10 protein-coding genes and 1 pseudogene are annotated in these 15,572 nt (G+C 65.0%); 5 read left to right on the forward strand and 6 right to left on the reverse strand.

Annotated features, from left to right (window positions below):
• Positions 1-6: 6 nt before the first annotated feature.
• From IEX32_RS14455 to IEX32_RS14465, 3 genes are all read right to left on the reverse strand, one after another.
• Complete coding sequence (locus IEX32_RS14455) at positions 7-552, reverse strand: glutathione peroxidase (protein WP_188772256.1); 546 nt, start codon at positions 550-552, stop codon at positions 7-9.
• 81 nt (positions 553-633) lie between these two features.
• Positions 634-1,287 (reverse strand): CoA transferase subunit B, encoded by a 654-nt coding sequence (locus IEX32_RS14460; RefSeq protein ID WP_188772257.1) that lies wholly within the window; start codon positions 1,285-1,287, stop codon positions 634-636.
• The gene (locus IEX32_RS14465) at positions 1,287-1,994 is read right to left on the reverse strand and encodes a CoA transferase subunit A (protein ID WP_188772258.1); all 708 of its coding nucleotides are present in this window, start codon (positions 1,992-1,994) and stop codon (positions 1,287-1,289) included. The genes IEX32_RS14460 and IEX32_RS14465 overlap by 1 nt, the downstream gene beginning before the upstream one ends.
• A gap of 89 nt (positions 1,995-2,083) precedes the next feature.
• On the opposite strand from IEX32_RS14465, the gene IEX32_RS14470 reads away from it, so the two are divergent.
• From IEX32_RS14470 to IEX32_RS14485, 4 genes and pseudogenes are all read left to right on the forward strand, one after another.
• Positions 2,084-2,977 carry a LysR family transcriptional regulator gene (locus tag IEX32_RS14470; RefSeq protein WP_188772259.1) on the forward strand — a complete coding sequence of 298 codons (894 nt, stop codon included), beginning with the start codon at positions 2,084-2,086 and terminating at the stop codon, positions 2,975-2,977.
• Between the two features lie 54 nt (positions 2,978-3,031).
• Positions 3,032-3,829, forward strand: a complete 798-nt coding sequence (locus IEX32_RS14475; RefSeq protein ID WP_229736389.1) for a universal stress protein — start codon at positions 3,032-3,034, stop codon at positions 3,827-3,829.
• Positions 3,830-4,440: 611 nt separating this feature from the next.
• Positions 4,441-6,756: a CDC48 family AAA ATPase gene (locus IEX32_RS14480; protein ID WP_188772260.1), complete on the forward strand. Its 2,316-nt coding sequence runs from the start codon at positions 4,441-4,443 to the stop codon at positions 6,754-6,756.
• 151 nt (positions 6,757-6,907) lie between these two features.
• A pseudogene (locus IEX32_RS14485) lies at positions 6,908-8,854 on the forward strand (acyltransferase family protein); the annotation flags it as partial.
• A gap of 59 nt (positions 8,855-8,913) precedes the next feature.
• Here the strand turns inward: IEX32_RS14485 and IEX32_RS14490 are convergent.
• Positions 8,914-10,059: a mechanosensitive ion channel family protein gene (locus IEX32_RS14490; protein WP_188772265.1), complete on the reverse strand. Its 1,146-nt coding sequence runs from the start codon at positions 10,057-10,059 to the stop codon at positions 8,914-8,916.
• Positions 10,060-10,117: 58 nt separating this feature from the next.
• Positions 10,118-12,973 carry a DNA polymerase I gene (gene polA / locus IEX32_RS14495; RefSeq protein ID WP_188772261.1) on the reverse strand — a complete coding sequence of 952 codons (2,856 nt, stop codon included), beginning with the start codon at positions 12,971-12,973 and terminating at the stop codon, positions 10,118-10,120.
• Between the two features lie 210 nt (positions 12,974-13,183).
• Between polA and IEX32_RS14500 the strand changes: the two genes are divergently transcribed.
• On the forward strand, positions 13,184-13,495 hold the full coding sequence (locus tag IEX32_RS14500) for a hypothetical protein (protein WP_188772262.1): 312 nt from the start codon (positions 13,184-13,186) through the stop codon (positions 13,493-13,495).
• Between the two features lie 109 nt (positions 13,496-13,604).
• On the opposite strand, the gene IEX32_RS14505 is transcribed toward IEX32_RS14500, so the two are convergent.
• On the reverse strand, positions 13,605-14,564 hold the full coding sequence (locus IEX32_RS14505; protein ID WP_188772266.1) for a serine hydrolase: 960 nt from the start codon (positions 14,562-14,564) through the stop codon (positions 13,605-13,607).
• Between the last annotated feature and the right edge of the window lie 1,008 nt (positions 14,565-15,572).

Consider the following 15,572-nt stretch of genomic DNA (forward strand, 5'->3'; position numbering starts at 1 on the left):
TGGCCGCTACTTCGCCAGTTCGGCCTCGATCGCGCCGACGAGTTCCGGGGCCTTGGGCTCGACGCCCGGCGCGAAGCGGGCGGCGACCGTGCCGTCCTTCGCGATCAGGAACTTCTCGAAGTTCCACAGCACCTCCGGGTCCTCGGTAGGCGTCTTGCCATAGCCTTTCAGCCGCTCACGGAATTCCTCCGCCGGACCGATCTTTTCGGGCTTCGCCTGGGTGAGCGCGGCATAGAGCGGCTGCTTATCTTCACCGGTCACGTCCGCCTTGGCGAATAGCGGGAAGGAGACGCCATAATTGAGCGAACAGAATTCCATGATCTCGTCGTGTGAGCCTGGCTCCTGCCCAGCGAAGTCGTTGGCGGGAAAGCCAAGCACCTCGAAACCCTGGCCCTTGTACTCCTTATAGAGCTCCTCCAACCCTTCGTACTGCGGTGTGAGGCCGCACTTGGAAGCGACGTTGACCACCAGCAGGACATTGCCCTTGTGATTGGCGAGGCTATCGCTGGCACCATCGATGCGGGTCAGGGGAATTGCGGAAAGGTCGGCCATTGGAAAGCTCCCGTGCGTGAAGTGTTACGCCGGAGTTATGCGGCCCCGGCGTGACCACCGCAAGTCACGCCGGGGCGATGTTCAGCTCACATAGTGCGCCGTGGTCTTGGCCGCGACTTCTTCCGCCGTGACGCCCGGCGCCAGCTCGATCAGCCTGAACGGCGTGTCGTGATCGGGGCGCTGGAACACGCACAGGTCGGTCACGATCATGTCGACCACGTTCTTGCCGGTGAGCGGCAGCGTGCATTCGGGGATGAACTTGGGATCGCCGTTCTTGGAAGTGTGCTCCATGACGACGATGATCTTCTTGACACCGGCGACGAGGTCCATCGCGCCGCCCATGCCCTTGATCATTTTGCCCGGGATCATCCAGTTGGCAATGTCGCCGTTCTCGGCCACTTCCATCGCGCCGAGCACGGCAAGGTCGATATGCCCGCCGCGAATCATCGCAAAGCTGGTCGCGCTGTCGAAATAGGCCGAATGCGGCAGTTCGCTGACCGTCTGCTTGCCGGCGTTGATAAGGTCGGGATCGACCTCATCAGCATAGGGGAACGGGCCGATGCCGAGCATCCCGTTCTCCGACTGGAGCGTCACGGTCACCCCCTTGGGCACATGGTTCGCCACCAGCGTCGGAATACCGATGCCGAGATTGACGTAAAACCCGTCGCGCAGTTCCTGCGCCGCGCGGGCGGCCATCTGGTTACGATCCCACCCTTTATTGATTTCCTCGGACATCAGGCGGTCTCCCTCTCGCGGGTGGTCGAGAATTCGATTTTCTTGTCATAGGGCGCGCCCAGCACGAGGCGCTGGACGAACACGCCCGGCAGGTGGATGCAGTCGGGATCGAGCGAACCGGTGGGCACGATCTCCTCCACCTCGACCACGCAGACCTTGCCGCACGTCGCGGCCGGTACGTTGAAGTTACGCGCTGTCTTGCGGAACACGACGTTACCGGTTTCGTCCGCCTTCCACGCCTTGACGAGGCTGAGGTCGGCGAAGATGCCGCGTTCGAGCACGTATTCCTGCCCGTCGAACTCCTTGGTTTCCTTGCCCTCCGCGACCTGGGTGCCGACGCCGGTCTTGGTGTAGAAGCCGGGAATGCCCGCGCCGCCGGCGCGCATCCGCTCCGCCAGGGTGCCCTGCGGACAGAACTCCACCTCCAGCTCGCCGGAGAGGAACTGCCGCTCGAACTCCTTGTTCTCGCCCACGTAGGACGAGATCATCTTCTTAACCTGCCGGGTGCGCAGGAGTTTGCCGATACCCTCATTGTCGATACCGGCATTGTTGGAGGCGAAGGTCAGGTCCTTCACGCCGGAATCGCGCACGGCATCCAGCAGGCGCTCGGGAATCCCGCAAAGGCCGAAACCGCCCGCGGCGATCAGCATGCCGTCCCCGAGCAGCCCGTCGAGCGCAGCTGCGGCGCTGGGGTAGAGTTTGTTCATCGGTTCTCCTCTCGCGTTGGCGGCACCCTAGACACGCCATGTCATTACGAATAGCGATTGTTTTTTATGCATTCCGATATGCGATTATTATGAAACGCATTGCACTCTACCATCTGGAGACGCTCATGTGGATCGACCGCCTGGGCACTTTCGCGGCGGCGGCGCAGCGGCTCAATACCACGCAGCCGGCGGTCTCGGCCCGCGTGCGCGAGATCGAGGAACAACTGGGCCAGTCGCTGTTCCAGCGCGACGGACGGCGAATGGTCCTCAACGCCCGGGGGCGAAGGCTGGTGCAGGCCTGCGAGCCGCTGCGCAGCGGCCTCGAACGGGTCCTTCTCGAAGCGAGCGACTTCGCCGGGGCCACGGGCGCTGTGCGCATTGGTTCGGGCGAGATCGCGGCGGCGAGCTGCCTTCCCGCTTTCATCCAGGACATCGAGCGCGACCGGCCGGGCGTGACGATGGAAGTCGAGCTCGACCTGACGGCACGCCTCCTGCAACAGCTCCTTTCGGGCATGCGCGACATCGTCTTCCTCGCCGGCCCGGTCGCGAGCCCCGGCATCCGCACCGTGCCGATCGGCTCGGTCGAGCTGGTCTGGGCGGCGAGTCCGGCGGTCGGCGCGGCAGGCGGCTTCGCAAGTCCGTTGCCGGTCTGGTCGCTTCCCGATCATTCTCCGATTCATCATGTCACGATCACGTCTCTCGATGACCACGGTATCGCCGCCCGCGCCCTGCACACCTGTAATAACGTGCGCATGCTCATAGAGATCGTCGCCACGGGACAGGGTGCCGCCGTACTGCCCGAAACAATGGTCCGCGAGCACCTGCTTGGCGGGTCGCTCGTGGAAATTTTGCCGCGTCCTCCCCATAAAGTACATTTCGAGGCCGCGATTCGTACGCGCGAGCGCGAACCGGTGATTCTCGATCTGTTCGAGCGGGCTGGACGACTGACAATCGACAGGAGTTCCATCCTGGCTCCAGAATAGAAATTGATCCCGGTCATGGTGGCGAGTCGCCATTGGCCTTAGGATCGAAAAGCAATGGGAGACAAGGATATGCGTTCGATTCTCGTCAATGCGGACCGCCGGGCCGACAACGATACCCGAATAGAAACGGCTCTGAATCTCGCTCGGCGTTCGGGCGGCCACGTTACCGTGCTCGTCGACACGCCGGTTTCCCGATACGTTGCCATGGATCCGATGGGCGGCAGCTATGTCATCGCCGACGCGCTGGAACGCGCGCGCGAGGAGGACGATGCCGCTGCCAAGGCCATCGAGGCCCGCCTCGCGCGTGACGACGTGCCGTTCGATGTCTTTCGCAGCGAGGACGACCCGATCAACGCACTCGCCAGGGCAGCGCGCCTCGCCGACCTGATTGTTGTCTCGCGCTCGGGCGGCCTGGCCGGCGAACTCGCGCTCACGTGCCGCACGCCGGTGCTGGCGCTGCCCGACGGCAAGCCGCTCGAACTGCCCGTACGTCGTGCCTGCGTCGCGTGGGACGGCGGTGAGCAGGCGGCAGCCGCGCTGCGGGCGGCCGTTCCCCTGCTGGGAAGTTGCCAGCTGGTCAAGCTCATCAGCGTGGCGGAAAAACCCGGCGGCTTTCCGACGACCGACGCGCTGCGTTACCTTTCGCGCCACGGAATCCACGCCGAGCTCGAAGAGCACGAGCAGCGGGGATCGACCGAGGAGACGCTCGCAGCCGCCGTCGCCGAAAACGACGCGGAGCTTCTTGTCATGGGCGCCTACGGCAAAAGCCGCGTGCGCGAATTCCTGTTCGGCGGCGTGACGGCCTATTTCCTGAACGAGGCGAAGGCGCCCGCGCTGCTTCTGGTTCACTGAGATCCCTCGCGCCGTCAGGCACCGGATCGCGGCGTCGATAAACCGATCCGCCGACGCCTGTGCGCCTGACCGCGAAATATCCGGGGAAGTCGCCGCGAAGGCAGTGGCCTTGCCGGGCTGCAAATGTCGCGGCGCAGCAGTTAGCGTTACCGCATCGAAGGCTGAAAACCCCTGGCCGCGTATTTGCGAATCGATCCTGAAAGCGGCCGAATGAGAAAACGGCGTATTTCCGCTGGAAATGCGTCCAGTCCTGGAGGCGATTGGAGGACGCGCAACGAAGGTTGCATATTTTACATCTTCAATTCGCTCTTTCGCACTTGCACAAAATCCGGGCTGCACTCATAACGAAACTGCCTTTCAGGCATCCTCTCCCAAAACTTCCACGGCCCGGTCGGTAACGACCGGGCCTTTTTTTCGGCCGGTTCCCGCAAGGCCTTTGCCTCGCCCGAATGGCTCCCTATCGCGAATTTTTGGAACCGATCCGGTCGCAGGCGGGTTTGCCCGTTTGAAAACGCCCTGCGTCATACCTAGCTCGGGTTCACTCCCTTGAGCGATCGCAATTCCCAACCGCGATGGATGTGAAAAAGGGGAGGCAGCAGGAAAGGAAACCCATGGCGGAAGCGGAACCCCAGGTGGAAGAACGGACGGTAAGGCTGCAAGTCGCCGCCGCCCGGCAGGAAGAAAGCGGCCAGGGCATCGCCCGCATGTCGCGCCCCTCGCTTACGGCAATCGGCGCGATGGAAGGCGACGTTCTGGAAATCACCGGCAAGGCGATGACGGTGGCCCAGGCCGTGCTCGCTTATCCCGAAGACGAGGGGCTCGAGGTGATTCGCCTCGACGGCCTGCAACGCGGCAATGCGGAAGTCGGTTCGGGCGATCACGTCACCGTCCGCAAGGCCGAATCCCGCCCCGCCCAACGCGTCGTTTTCGCGCCGGCGCAAAAGGACATGCGCCTGCAAGGCCCAACCGCCGCGCTCAAGCGCAATTTCGCCGGCCGCCCGATGGTCCAGGGCGACCTCGTCGCCACGACCGGGCAGCAACAGGTCGCCGACATTCCGCCGCAGCTGCGCCGCATGTTCAACGCGCCCGCCTATGCGCTGACGCAGATTCGCCTCTCCGTGGTCTCGACCACGCCGCGCGGCATCGTTCACATCGACGAGAATACCGAAGTCGAGCTGCGCGAGACTTACGAGGAAGCGCACGACGCGCGCGGCGACGTCAACTACGACGACGTGGGCGGCATGTCCGATACCATTCGCCAGCTGCGCGAGATGATAGAATTGCCGCTGCGCTATCCCGAACTCTTCACCCGCCTCGGCGTCGCGCCGCCCAAGGGCGTGCTGCTGCACGGCCCGCCGGGCACCGGCAAGACTCGCCTCGCCCAGGCCGTCGCCAATGAAAGCGAGGCCAACTTCTTTTCCATCAACGGACCCGAAATCATGGGTTCCGGCTACGGCGACAGCGAGAAGGCGCTGCGCGAAGTCTTCGAGGAAGCGACCAAGGCCGCGCCCGCGATCGTCTTCATCGACGAGATCGACTCGATCGCGCCCAAGCGGAGCCAGGTCCACGGCGAAGCGGAAAAGCGCCTCGTCGCGCAGCTCCTGACACTGATGGACGGCCTCACCACCCGCGCCCACGTCGTCGTCATCGCCGCCACCAACCGGCCCGAAGCGATCGACGAGGCGCTGCGCCGGCCCGGACGCTTCGACCGCGAAATCGTGATCGGCGTTCCCGATGAAGGCGGCCGGCGCGAAATCCTGGCGATCCACACGCGCGGCATGCCCCTGGGCGAAGGGGTCGACCTCAAGGAACTGGCCCGCACGACGCATGGCTTCGTCGGCGCCGACCTCGCCGCGCTCACCCGCGAGGCGGCGATCGAGGCGGTGCGCCGGATCATGCCCAAGATCGACCTGGAAGCACGCACCATCCCGGCCGAAGTGCTGGAGAGCCTCTCCGTCGTGCGCGACGATTTCCTCGAGGCTCTCAAGCGCGTCCAGCCCTCGGCCATGCGCGAGGTCATGGTGCAGGTGCCCAACATCGGTTGGGCCGATATCGGCGGCCTCGACGAAGCGCAGCTCAAGCTGAAGGAAGGCATCGAACTGCCGCTCAAGACGCCCGAAGCCTTTCACAAGCTGGGCATCCGTCCCGCCAAGGGCTTCCTGCTCTATGGCCCGCCCGGCACCGGCAAGACCCTGCTCGCCAAAGCCGTCGCCAAGGAAGCCGAGGCTAACTTCATCTCGATCAAATCGTCCGACCTGCTTTCGAAGTGGTACGGTGAAAGCGAACAGCAGATCGCCCGGCTCTTTGCCCGCGCCCGGCAGGTCGCGCCCTGCGTGATCTTCATCGACGAGATCGACAGCCTCGTACCCGCGCGCGGATCGGGCGGCGGCCTGGGCGAACCGCAAGTGACCGCGCGGGTCGTCAACACCATCCTGGCCGAGATGGATGGCATGGAGGAACTGCAATCGGTCGTCCTGATTGGCGCGACCAACCGCCCCGCCCTCGTCGACCCGGCGCTTCTGCGCCCCGGCCGCTTCGACGAGCTGGTCTATGTCGGCGCGCCCGACGAGGCTGGCCGCGAGCATATCCTGGGCATCCACACATCCCGGATGCCGCTCGCCGACGACGTCTCGCTGCACGAGATCGCCGAACGCACGACGCGCTTCACCGGCGCCGACCTCGAGGACGTGACCCGCCGCGCCGGCCTCGCCGCCATCCGCAAGCACGGCGCCGATGTCGACACGGTGACCATGGCCGACTTCGAGGAGGCCCTGGAGGACAGCCGCGCCACGGTGACCGAGGAAATGGAAGCCGAATACCTCCGCATGAAGGGCGAACTGAAAAAGCGCGCCATGGAAGTGACGCCAATCGGCTTCATCACGCCGGGCATGGTGGAATCGACGCGCGACAAGAAGCACGGGGAATGAGGCCGTAGACTCGCCGTCGGAACGTTGCAGCGCCTTTCGTCGCGATCATGACGGCGATCGGCGCGTTTCGCGTCTCCGCGCCTGCGGGCAGGCTTGCCAAAGCCGGGAGCATACGGCTCGATAGCCTTCTCGCGGCTGCGGGAAGGTGGAGATGCGGTATCGCAAGGACATCGACGGGCTGAGGGCCGTCGCGGTTGGCGGCGTGGTCATCTACCACGCCTTTCCCGCCGTGCTTCCCGGCGGGTTCGTCGGCGTGGATGTCTTTTTCGTCATCTCCGGCTTTCTCATCACCTCGATCATCGCATCGGACGCGGAGGCCAGCCGGTTCTCCATCGGCGGCTTCTATGAACGCCGCTTCCGCCGCATTCTCCCCGCACTCGCGTTCATGCTGGCGATCACCACGTGCGCCGCCGTGGTGATCCTGCCGCCGGGCGAACTGAAACAGTACGGACAAAGCCTGCTCGCGGTCGCCGCTTTCGGATCGAACGTGCTGTTCTGGCATGAGGGCGGCTATTTCGACGGGCCGGCGGGTGACAAGCCGCTGCTGCACACCTGGTCGTTGGCGGTGGAGGAGCAGTTCTACATCGTCTGGCCGCTGATCGCGGCGGCGCTGATCGCACTCGGCCACCGGCGGCTGCTCAAACAGTTCGTCTGGGCGGCGGTGCTGGTCTCGCTCGCCGCTTCCGAGATCGTCGTGCGGCTCTGGCCGAGCCAGGCCTTCTATCTGATCCCCTATCGCGCCTGGGAACTGGGCTTCGGCGCGCTACTCGCCGTCGGCGCCCTGCCGTCACTTCGCGGTCGCCTCCAGCGCGAGGGCGCGGCCTGGGCAGGCCTCGCGCTGATCGCATTCCCGATGCTGATCTATACCGAAGACCTGCCGTTTCCCGGACTCTCCGCGGTACCGCCCTGCCTGGGTACGCTGCTGCTGATCCATGCCGGCCAGGGTGCCCCGACTCGCGCCGGGCAAATGCTTTCGTGGCGGCCCGTGCTCTTCGTCGGGCTCACATCGTACAGCTTCTACCTTTGGCACTGGCCGGTGCTGGTACTGTTGCACATCGCGCTCAACCGGCCGCTTCATGCACCCGAAGCAGCGATGGCCGTGCTCGCGGCCTTCGCTCTGGCCGCGTTCTCCCTGCGCTTCGTCGAGCAGCCCTTCCGCGAGCGCGGGGCGATCCGGCTCAGCCGCCGCGCCGCGCTGGGGGCGAGTGGATCGATGCTGACGATGTTCGCGGCAGCCGGCGCCGGAGGCTGGGTCGCCAACGGCTTCGAAGCATTCGTTTCACCCCAGGTCGCGGCTGCGGAGCATGCAACGAAAAGCGTGAACATCTACAGGGCGCGCTGCCATAACGATGGCCATACCGCAGCGCTGTCAGCACCGGCGGACTGCATGGCCGGAACCGGGCAAATGGGTGGCGGGTACCAGGTGCTGCTCTGGGGGGATTCGCACGCCGATCACCTCATGCCGGGACTGGCAGGGCTTGCACGCAGCGAGGGCTTCGCGATCCGGCAATCCACGGCGTCCGGCTGCTCCCCGCTCGCCATCCTGTCGTCCTCAAGCGATCCCCGGCATCCGTCATGCGCGAAGGTGCACCGCGCGACGCTTGACGAAGCGGCCGCCCAGCCGGCCCTGGGCGCGATTATAGTGAGTGCGCGCTGGTCGGCGATATTGCAGGGCATCGCCAATGCCGCGCCTGCGCAGGTCGAAGGCCCGCGGCGCGACCATGCCGCGATGTCGGCCCTGCGTGGACGTCTCGAATCTCTTGTTCGCCGGATCCGGGCCACGACAGGCACCGACACGCGCATTTTGATCATCGGATCGACGCCGGAATTCAACTTCTGGCCCGCCAACTGCTTCGCCCGCGCGGCAAAGCTCGGCTCCGATCCCGAATATTGTCGAAAGGCACCGCCAAAGGACAGCCATTGGGGTCCGCTGGCCGACCGTGTCCTGGCAGACTTCGAAACGCCCGGGGTCTCGGTAATTTTGCCGCGCGCCTACTTCTGCGCGGAGGAATCTTTCTGCTCGACGGTAGCCGGCGGCGCCATTCTCTATCGGGACGACGACCACCTCAGCAACGAAGGTGCGCGTTTCGTGGCCTCGCGGCTCCGGCCGGCTCTCGAAGATCTGTGGGGCCGACCGGCGAGCGGCGGCCCTGCGCCTCAGGCCCGTTCGCCCGTCGAAGCCGCCTTGCCGTCGCCCGCGATCGCCTCCGCCATCGACGGACCTGCCGCCAGCTCCACCGGGGCGGCCGGCAAAGTACGGCGGCGCACCAGCGCTTCGGGGATTTCGCGGCGGATCCAGTCAAGCATGGATTCGCGTATATCGCAGCGCAGATCGAACAGGCTGCCCGCGTCTTGCGCGCTCATCAGCAGGCGCACCTCGACCGACTCCTCGCGGCAATCGGTCACCTGAACGGCTTGCGACCGTTTGTCCCACAGGCGATGCGCGGTAATCTGGCGGGTGAATTCCTCGCGGATCGGGGCGACGTCCACCGCATGATCAAGGTAGAGCAGGACCGTGCCGAGCAACTGCGACCCGGTCTTCGTCCAGTTCTGGAACGTGTCCTCGAGGAAGCGCTGCGAAGGCACGACGAGCCGGCGGTCATCCCACAGGCGCACGACCACGTAAGTAGTACGAATGTCTTCGATGCGGCCCCATTCTCCGTCGAGGATGACGACGTCGTCGATTGAGATCGGCTCGGTCAGCGCCATCTGGAAGCCGGCGATCAGTGCCTTGAGCGCGGGCTGCGCGGCGGCACCGACCGCAAGCGCGGCAACGCCCGCCGAGGCCATCAGCGTGACGCCGATCTCTCTCACTCCCGGGATCGAGACAAGCATGCCGGCGATGGTGAGGAAGACGATCAGGAACGTGCCGATGCGGCTGAGGATCGCGAGCCGCGTCCGGCGGCGGCGGGCGTTGCGGTTATCCGCGACGGTAATGTCGTTGCGCAGGATCATCGCCTCGACGAAGGCGTGCAGGATGGCGATAGCCACCCAGCCGGTGAGCAGCGGCATGACGAATCCCGAGAAGCGCGACCATATCGCCTCGAGCGTCGGCACTTCGCGCGCGGCGAACACGACGCCCAGGGCGATGAAGGCGTAGCGGGTGGGACGGGCCAGCCGCTTGACCACGATATTGTCCGCGTCGCTTTCGCTCGAACGGGCAACACGCCGCAATATCCGGAACAGAACCGCATGGGCCACCAGCGCCACGGCGATGCCGATCATGGCGGCCGCGGCGGTGAGAAGCGGCCGCTCGGCCCAGTCGGGCAGGGCAGTGACGTTGCCTTCGATGAACTCGATCATGGCCGGCAGGTTAGGCGACCATGCCGCCATTTCAAGGGCATGACAGCGCTCCTGCGCTTCAGTGTGCCGCGCCCCAGCTCGGTCCGAAGCCGATCTCCACGCCCAGCGGCACGTCGAGCCTGACCGCCGGCTCAGCGGCGCCCGCCATGACCCGTTCGATCACGGGTGAGGCTGCAGCAACGTCAGCCTCGGGCAGTTCGAAGACAAGCTCATCGTGGACCTGCAGCAGCATCTTGACGTGCCCCAGGCCCGCCCCGGCAAGCGCCGGCTCCATGCGGGCCATGGCGCGCTTGATAATATCGGCGCTGGTGCCCTGGATCGGCGCGTTGATCGCGGCGCGCTCGCTGCCCTGGCGTTCGGCCTGGTTCTTCGAATTGATGCGCGGGAACCAGGTCTTGCGGCCGAACAGCGTCTCGGAATAACCGCGCTCGCGCACGCTTTCGAGTGTTTCGTGGATGTAGCGCTGGATGCCGGGAAAGCGCTCGAAATAGCGGTCTATCATCGCCTGCGCCTCGTCCGCCTCGACGCCGAGACGCCCTCCCAGACCCCAGCGCGAGATGCCATAGAGGATCGCGAAATTGATCGTCTTGGCCCGCCCTCGCGTGTCGCGGTCGACGGTGCCGAACATCTCCATTGCCGTGCGCGCGTGGATATCCTCGCCATGGGCGAAGGCTTCCTTGAGGCTCGGCACGTCGGCCATGTGTGCGGCAAGGCGCAATTCGATCTGCGAATAGTCGGCCGAGAGCAGGACATTGCCCGGCTCCGCGACGAAGCAGTCGCGGATCTGGCGGCCAATCTCGGTGCGGATCGGGATGTTCTGCAGGTTGGGTTCGGTGGAAGAGAGGCGTCCCGTCTGCGCGCCGACCAGCGAATAGCTGGTGTGGACACGCCCGGTGCGCGGGTTGATCGCCGCCTGCAGCGCTTCGGTATAGGTCGAGCGGAGCTTCGAGAGCTGGCGCCATTCGAGCACTTTGGTGGCGACCACCGCGCCCTCTCCGGCAAGCTTTTCGAGCACGGACTGATCGGTGGAGTATTGGCCCGACTTGCCCTTGCGCCCGCCCTTGTAGCCCAGCTTGTCAAACAGGATGTCACCCAGCTGCTTGGGGCTGCCGATGGTGAACGCCTGCCCGGCAAGGCCGTGGATCTCACCTTCGAGCGCCCCGATGGCCTCGGCGAACTGGCTGGAGAGGCCCGCCAGCTTTTCGCGGTCGACCCTGATGCCGTGGCGCTCCATCCGCGCCACCACGGGAATCAGCGGACGGTCCACCCGCTCGTAGATCCGCGTGCCGCCTTCCTCCGACAGGCGGGGATCCAGCAGCGCGTGCAGCCGCCAGGTGACATCGGCGTCCTCGGCGGCATAGCAGGTCGCCTTGGGCAGCAGGACTTCGCCGAAGGGAATCGCCTTCTTGCCGGTGCCGCACACATCCTTGAAAGCCATCGGCTTGTGATCGAGGTGTCGCTGGGAAAGTTCGTCCATGCCGTGCCCGCCGCCGATGCCGTCAATCGAGCGGCCGGCGTCGAGACAGAAGCTCTCGATCATCGTGTCGTCAACCGGGGCCAGCTCGATCCCGTAGCGGGCCAGCACGTTGAGGTCGTACTTGATATTCTGCCCGACCTTCAGAACCGCATCGCTTTCGAGCAGCGGCTTGAGAAGCGCCATCGCCTCTTCGAGGGGGACCTGCTCGGGCCGTTCGGCGAACATGTCGCTGCCGCCATGGCCCAGCGGAATGTAGCAGGCCTGGTTGGGACCGATGGCCAGACTCACGCCGCAAAGGTCGGCCTGCATGGCATCGAGCATCGAGGTTTCGGTATCCACGGCGACGAGGCGCGCATTCGCGGCCCTGGCGATCCACGCCTCCAACGCGGCGAGCGTCTGCACGCATTCGTAGGCGTCATAGTCGATCGCCGGCATTTCCGGCAGCGGCTGGCGCGCGGCGCCCTCCTGCGGATTGGCCCCGGCGGTGACGGGCTTGGCGGGATTGAGCCGGGTCGTCGGCGTCGGACTGCCGGTGCCGGCATCGAGACGCTTCAACAGGCTGGTGAAGCCATGCCTGGCAAGGAAGACGGAAAGCGGCTCGGGCGGGACGCTGTTGAGCTTGAACGCGTCGAGCGGCATCGGCAGCGCGCAGTCCTCCTTGAGCGTGACCAGCACCCTGGACAGGCGCGCCTGCTCGGCCTGCTCGATAAGCCGCTCCTGCAGCTTGGACTTCTTCATCGAAGGCGCTGCGGCAAGCGCGGATTCGAGATCGCCATAGTCCTGGATCAGCTTGGTCGCGGTCTTGGGGCCGACGCCGAAGACGCCGGGCACATTGTCGACCGAATCGCCCATCAGCGCGAGCACGTCACCCACTTTCTCGGGCGGCACACCGAACTTCTCGATCACCTCGGCGATGTCGATGCGCTGGTTCTTCATGGTGTCGAGCATGTCGATGCAGCCACCCTCGATTCCGTCATCCGGTTCGGCGCACTTGCCCACGAGCTGCATCAGGTCCTTGTCCGACGAGACGATCGTCACGTCCCAGCCCCGCCGCGTCGCCTCGCGCGCGTAGGAGGCGATCAGGTCGTCGGCCTCATAGCCCTGCTCCTCGATGCAGGGCAGGGAAAAGGCGCGAGTGGCGTCGCGGATCAGCGGAAACTGCGGAACCAGGTCTTCGGGCGGCGGCGGCCGGTTGGCCTTGTAATCTTCGTAGATGTCGTTGCGAAAGGACTTGCTGCCGGCATCGAGAATCACGGCGAGATGCGTCGGCCCATCGGCCTTGTGCAGATCCTCGGCCAGTCGCCACAGCATCGTCGTATAGCCGTAAACCGCGCCTACCGGCGTGCCTTCCGGGTCGGTCAGCGGGGGCAAGCGGTGATAGGCGCGGAAAATATAGGCCGATCCGTCGACGAGATAGAGATGCTGCTTGGAATCCATGCCAAAGGCCCTAGCAGCGCGGAAGCTGGGCGTCAGCAGCCAGCAGCAAACATTCCCGGGAACCGTACCGGCGTCGGTGCGTTCTGACGCGAATGCTTGAAACGCCGCGAAGGCACTCCTAATCCTTCGGGACCAAGACCGGCGCGGGGCCGGTTTGCTTCGTGGCTTTCGCCGTCGGGGTTCAAATCGCAAACGAGGAATTGTAACAAGATGCGCAAGATCGTCATTACCGCCGCCGCCGCCGCAGCGGCCCTCTCGCTCGCCGCCTGCTCGGAGCAGACGCAGGACGCGACCGAAGCCGCCGCGACTTCGGCCGCTGACGACATCAGCGACCTCGCCACCGACGCCGGCGACGCCATCGATGCGGCGGGGGACGCGATCGGCGACGCCGGTGACGATACCGCCGATGCCGCCAAGGACGCGGCGCAGGACGCGGAAAAGACTACCGACGACATCGCGGCTGATGCCGAACAGGCCGCAAAGGATACCGAGGCGGAACTCGACAACGGCAACACCAACTGAGCCTGGCTCTCAGGCAAAGTTGACGGCAAAGGCCCGCCGGGATCTTCCCGGCGGGCCTTTGTTTTTCCCGTGGCGGGCGGCCCGAGGAGGCCCGCCCAGCAATCACGCTTCAGCGCGAAGCTGTGCGCAGATAGCTGGAACTTTCGGTGAGATAGCCGTCGTAGACGGCGCGTGCGATCTGGGCGATGCGCGATTCGCGGTTCGGACGACTGCCCTGTCCGGTCACATAGATGGCGACGGCAAAGGCGCGGCCGTCAGGCGTCTCGACAATGCCGACATCGCTCGAGGTATTGTTGAGCGATCCGGTCTTGTGCGAGACCACGACGCCATCGGGCATCATCGCCGGAATGCGGTGACGCCCGGTGCGGCAACGGCTCATCGCGCCGAGAATGACGTCACGGCTTTCAGCCTTCAGCCACTTGCCGTTGTAGAGACCCGTCAGCATCTGGGCCATGGCCAGCGGGGTCGCGCTATCGCGCTTGTCGATCACCTGCGCGGGATCGATCGCCCCGTCATCGCGCACCAGGGTGGCGATGTCGCGGTCGAGGCTCCAGTCGGTGATGCCGGCCGTGTTATACACCCAGTCGTTCACCGCCTGAGGACCGCCGACCACCTTAAGCAGCGCATCGGTCGCATAGTTGTTAGAGCGGGTAATCATCTGCTCGATCAGGTCACGCGCGGTCATGTAAGCGCCGGGACGAACCGGAGCGACGGGGGTAGAGAACGGTGCGGACCTGACCGGGATCAGCAGCGGGAATTCGCTGGTCAGGCTCCATTTGCCTTGCTCGACGCCGGCCATGAACGTCGCGGCGATCGCGATCTTGCTGGTGCTGGCCATCGGGAAGCGCTGGTCTCCCAGCACGTCGATCGTGCGGCCGGTGGCGAGATCGACGGCGGCGACACCGATGCGGCCCTTGGAGGCTTCGGCCACCGAGGCAAGCTGGCGCTCGAACGGCGTGGAATAGGTCGGAGGCCCGCGCAGTTCGGTACCGAGTACCGAATCGAAAGCCGTGTTGACCTGGGAAATGTCATCGGCGGAATCTTTGGCATGAACCGGAGCGAGCGACATTATCACCGCGGCCGCCACCGCCGCTGCGGACATGAGATGTCGAGCGCCGGAGCGCCACCACGCCACGAATTGGGTTGACCCGATCATCATGAATTCCAAACTACACCGTCCCAGTTCCTGAAATATGAAGGAATTGACGGTGAGTCGCTACCGGTTCGCGATGAAATGCCGTGGGCCTGCGGGCAATTGCGCGAATCGGCACTTTCCTGTCGCCAATGTGAACAATTCAGTCATCGCGGCGAATCGTATCAGCGGCGCAATGCGCTGATCTTTGCTGCCCGTCTGGCGCGGCGGGGCCGACCCACGGGGCAGCCTTTCCTTGCCGGGTCCATTAGACAAATCGAGTAGGGGGATTCCTCACGGTCTCCCCCTCTCACACCACCTGGCATACGTTCTACGTACCGCGGCGGTTTCCGGTAGTGTTCAGCGCGGCGTGATGGTTTGCGAGGGAGACCAGCCTTTGGTTGGTGAACCAGGCGATGGTCATGGCCTCAACAGCCGATTCTCAGAATGGTCCCGTTCTCCTGAGCCTTTGCCCACCGGATGCGGGATAATGGTGCAGCCGAGCGGCGACCGTATGTGAGGTGGTACAGGCTCGTATACCGGGCTGGTACTGGTCGATCGGGCTCAGACCTTGGATCCCCATGCGCAAAAGTGAGAAAACCAATGCCACCTTGCTAATCGACTTGACCCCAAACTCATCATGTGAGGGTAAGACGTTGATCCTTCGCTCGGGCGCCGCCGGATTTACCTGCGCGCATGTCTGTCTGAATATCGGGCGTCCCGGCCCATTGCCCGGTTACCCCACCGCACCGGCCTTATATCCGGTTCCTGTTCGTCAGCTCCGAGCTTTGCCTCCGGCTTCCTCCCCACCCCGCCTCGCGGCGACGCAGTTGCTTTCAGCTAGTACCGCGCCACAGAGATTATGACGGTTTGGCTTATCGCAGGACGGGCAGCGCTTCGGGGGCGACCAGGAGCTGAATGCTTCGGGCGGCGCCCGGCTCACGT

The sequence above is a fragment of the Novosphingobium endophyticum genome, assembly GCF_014640675.1.
Classification (GTDB): Bacteria; Pseudomonadota; Alphaproteobacteria; order Sphingomonadales; family Sphingomonadaceae; genus Novosphingobium; species Novosphingobium endophyticum.

Coding starts and splice junctions, on each gene's coding strand:
- IEX32_RS14455 (WP_188772256.1), bottom strand. CDS start 552: ATGGCCGACCTTTCCGCAATTCCCCTGACCCGCATCGATGGTGCCAGC.
- IEX32_RS14460 (WP_188772257.1), bottom strand. CDS start 1,287: ATGTCCGAGGAAATCAATAAAGGGTGGGATCGTAACCAGATGGCCGCC.
- IEX32_RS14465 (WP_188772258.1), bottom strand. CDS start 1,994: ATGAACAAACTCTACCCCAGCGCCGCAGCTGCGCTCGACGGGCTGCTC.
- IEX32_RS14470 (WP_188772259.1), top strand. CDS start 2,084: ATGAAACGCATTGCACTCTACCATCTGGAGACGCTCATGTGGATCGAC.
- IEX32_RS14475 (WP_229736389.1), top strand. CDS start 3,032: ATGGGAGACAAGGATATGCGTTCGATTCTCGTCAATGCGGACCGCCGG.
- IEX32_RS14480 (WP_188772260.1), top strand. CDS start 4,441: ATGGCGGAAGCGGAACCCCAGGTGGAAGAACGGACGGTAAGGCTGCAA.
- IEX32_RS14490 (WP_188772265.1), bottom strand. CDS start 10,059: ATGATCGAGTTCATCGAAGGCAACGTCACTGCCCTGCCCGACTGGGCC.
- polA (WP_188772261.1), bottom strand. CDS start 12,973: ATGGATTCCAAGCAGCATCTCTATCTCGTCGACGGATCGGCCTATATT.
- IEX32_RS14500 (WP_188772262.1), top strand. CDS start 13,184: ATGCGCAAGATCGTCATTACCGCCGCCGCCGCCGCAGCGGCCCTCTCG.
- IEX32_RS14505 (WP_188772266.1), bottom strand. CDS start 14,564: ATGTCGCTCGCTCCGGTTCATGCCAAAGATTCCGCCGATGACATTTCC.